Origin of the sequence: Microcoleus sp. OTE_8_concoct_300 (genome assembly GCF_031383065.1) — a bacterium.
Classification (GTDB): domain Bacteria; phylum Cyanobacteriota; class Cyanobacteriia; order Cyanobacteriales; family Microcoleaceae; genus Microcoleus.
Window position 1 is genome coordinate 1 of record NZ_JANMZH010000575.1, and the last position, 2,411, is coordinate 2,411.

Consider the following 2,411-nt stretch of genomic DNA (forward strand, 5'->3'; position numbering starts at 1 on the left):
AAGATTTGCTCCTACGCGCAAGGCATGGCGCTGTTGAGCGCGGCCTCGAAGTCGTACAACTATGACTTGAGTTTGAGCGAAATTTCCCGAATTTGGAAGGGTGGCTGTATTATTCGGGCTGGATTTTTGGACAAGATTAAAACAGCTTTTAAGGACGATCCTGAGCTGCCAAATTTGCTGTTAGCGCCGGAGTTCAAACAGAGCATTCTCGATCGCCAATCAGCTTGGCGGGAGGTATTGGCTACTGCTAGCACACTGGGGATTGCAGTGCCAGCCTTTAGCGCGTCGCTGGACTATTTCGACAGCTACCGGCGCGAAAGATTGCCGCAAAACCTCACGCAAGCTCAGCGCGATTATTTCGGGGCTCACACCTACGAACGCACCGACAAACCGCGCGGCGAATTCTTCCACTCGGAGTGGACGCAGACTGCTAAAGAGTCGCTGCAAACTGGTACTACGGATTAATTAATTTTTGTAGGGTGCGTTTCGGCGCACCTTACTAATTCCGGTTATATCGGAATGATTAAACCACAGAGGGCACAGAGGACACAGAGAAAGAGAAGAGAGAGATGCATAATTCCGATGTCAACGGATTTGATATAAGAAATTTACAAATGATTTAGGATTGCTATATTGGTCGTTAAAGAGCGATCGGGCGCTCGCCAGTGCTTCTTGTCTTTCTGCCTCTGTCATGTAATCATCGCCTTTTAAACCTGATGGCGGGTGTCGAGGATCGCCACCTGCATCGAGGAATCGCTGACGTGCGATCGCCATTAATTCTCCTAATCTCCGGTCTTGTTCTCGAACGATATCCTGCGGTTTCGTCATAGTATTCAACCTCGTCTACACGAACAGTCTCGCCACTTTGTAGTATATAGCGATTCTCAGATAAATGAGGTATACAGAAACCCTGTATTGTCAAGCTTTCCAGGTCAAAATTCGTACCTCACCTTTTTGAGAAAGGCTATAAATGATAGACATCTATTTAAAATAAGTGTAGCTTTATGAAACCTTTTATAGTAAGAGCCGCTGCCGTTTTCGGTGAAATTGCCGTAGCGGTATTGGATACATTGAAAGACGAAGAGGAAAAAAAGCGTTTATTAGACAGTGGTATTCGGGAAGTGGATGAAATGACGGGAAAAGAGTTTGAAAAATTTCTAGATGTCCATTTTAGATACTTTGGTTATAGTGTTACTTTAACTCAAGACAGCCAAGATTATGGGGCGGATTTAATTTTATACAAGGATGGCTCAAGAACCGTGGTTCAAGCGAAAAGAAGCAAAAATCCAGTTGGGATTAAAGCAGTTCAAGAAGTAGCAGGAGCCGTCAGACATTACAAAGGAAATAAAGGCAGAGTAATCACCAACAACCGATTTACAGAAAACGCTTGCAAACTTGCTAAATCTAACGACGTAGAGTTATGGGATCGAAAAAAACTAATCGAATTCATCCTGCTAGCTAAGAATTGTAAATAACTTATAGCCTTTCTCAGAAAGATGAGGTACTCATGGGCATAGGGCATAGGGCATAGGGCATAGGGCATAGGGCATAGGGCATACCTCACTTTTCTGAGAACCGCTATATATACTAAACTAAGTGCATCATTCGGATCTTGAAATCGCTGCATAGAGTCAAACTTTCGTCCGCCTCCGCAGACAAGCGAGATCGACCTGTATCATTAATCTCACTGTTGAATCATGCTACAAATTTCTAACACTGTGTTCATAGACGATCGCGAAATCGAGATTAGTGCGATTCGCTCTCAAGGCGCGGGGGGACAAAATGTAAATAAGGTGGCGAGTGCGATTCACTTGCGCTTTGATATCCCAGCTTCCTCATTGCCCGATCGCTACAAGGAGCGTTTGTTGCAAATCAACGACCAGCGCATCACTTCCGAAGGTGTGATTGTCATCAAAGCCCAGGAACACCGCAGCCAGGAACAAAACCGGGAAGAGGCTTTGAGACGGCTGCAAGAACTGATTAAAAGTGCGATCGTCATACCGAAAAGGCGCAAACCCAGCAAAGCGACTCGTAGTTCCCAGCGCAAGCGTCTCGACAGCAAAACCAAGCGAGGGCAGATTAAAGCTCTGAGAGCGAAAATTACGGATTGAGGGATGAAAGGTCGATCGGGCGACCGCGATTTTTGTAGGGGCGGGTAAACCTGCCAATATCTGCCAATAATTGACAATCTCAAAAACCCGCCCGGCCGGGATATTATGGTCAATCGATCGGACATGATATGAAAGGTCGATCGGGCTTTTTGACTTTTTAGTTGTCAGTCGGGATTTGGTGGGCCTAAGTCGTCAGGCAAATCGTTAAGCGTTTTTCCCAAAGCTTTGCAAAGAGCTTTCATTTGAGCAATGGTCAGTTCGGGTTCGTCTAGCCCTCGTTCCCATTTGCTAATGGCTTGC

At 45.7% G+C, this 2,411-nt stretch carries 4 protein-coding genes and 1 pseudogene; 3 read left to right on the forward strand and 2 right to left on the reverse strand.

Annotated features, from left to right (window positions below):
• A pseudogene (locus ACUVJL_RS26300) lies at nucleotides 1-465 on the forward strand (NADP-dependent phosphogluconate dehydrogenase); the annotation flags it as partial.
• A 120-nt stretch (nucleotides 466-585) separates the two neighbouring features.
• On the opposite strand, the gene ACUVJL_RS26305 reads toward ACUVJL_RS26300, so the two are convergent.
• A complete protein-coding gene (locus ACUVJL_RS26305; RefSeq protein ID WP_445248533.1) occupies nucleotides 586-828 on the reverse strand; it encodes a hypothetical protein in 243 nt (80 codons plus the stop codon).
• Nucleotides 829-1,004: 176 nt separating this feature from the next.
• On the opposite strand from ACUVJL_RS26305, the gene ACUVJL_RS26310 reads away from it, so the two are divergent.
• Together ACUVJL_RS26310 and arfB are read left to right on the forward strand one after the other, a co-directional pair.
• The gene (locus ACUVJL_RS26310) at nucleotides 1,005-1,475 is read left to right on the forward strand and encodes a restriction endonuclease (RefSeq protein WP_445248534.1); all 471 of its coding nucleotides are present in this window, start codon (nucleotides 1,005-1,007) and stop codon (nucleotides 1,473-1,475) included.
• 222 nt (nucleotides 1,476-1,697) lie between these two features.
• Complete coding sequence (gene arfB / locus ACUVJL_RS26315; protein ID WP_333049207.1) at nucleotides 1,698-2,111, forward strand: alternative ribosome rescue aminoacyl-tRNA hydrolase ArfB; 414 nt, start codon at nucleotides 1,698-1,700, stop codon at nucleotides 2,109-2,111.
• Nucleotides 2,112-2,275: 164 nt separating this feature from the next.
• Here arfB and ACUVJL_RS26320 read toward each other — a convergent pair whose 3' ends face one another.
• Nucleotides 2,276-2,404, reverse strand: a complete 129-nt coding sequence (locus ACUVJL_RS26320; protein WP_445248496.1) for a hypothetical protein — start codon at nucleotides 2,402-2,404, stop codon at nucleotides 2,276-2,278.
• Between the last annotated feature and the right edge of the window lie 7 nt (nucleotides 2,405-2,411).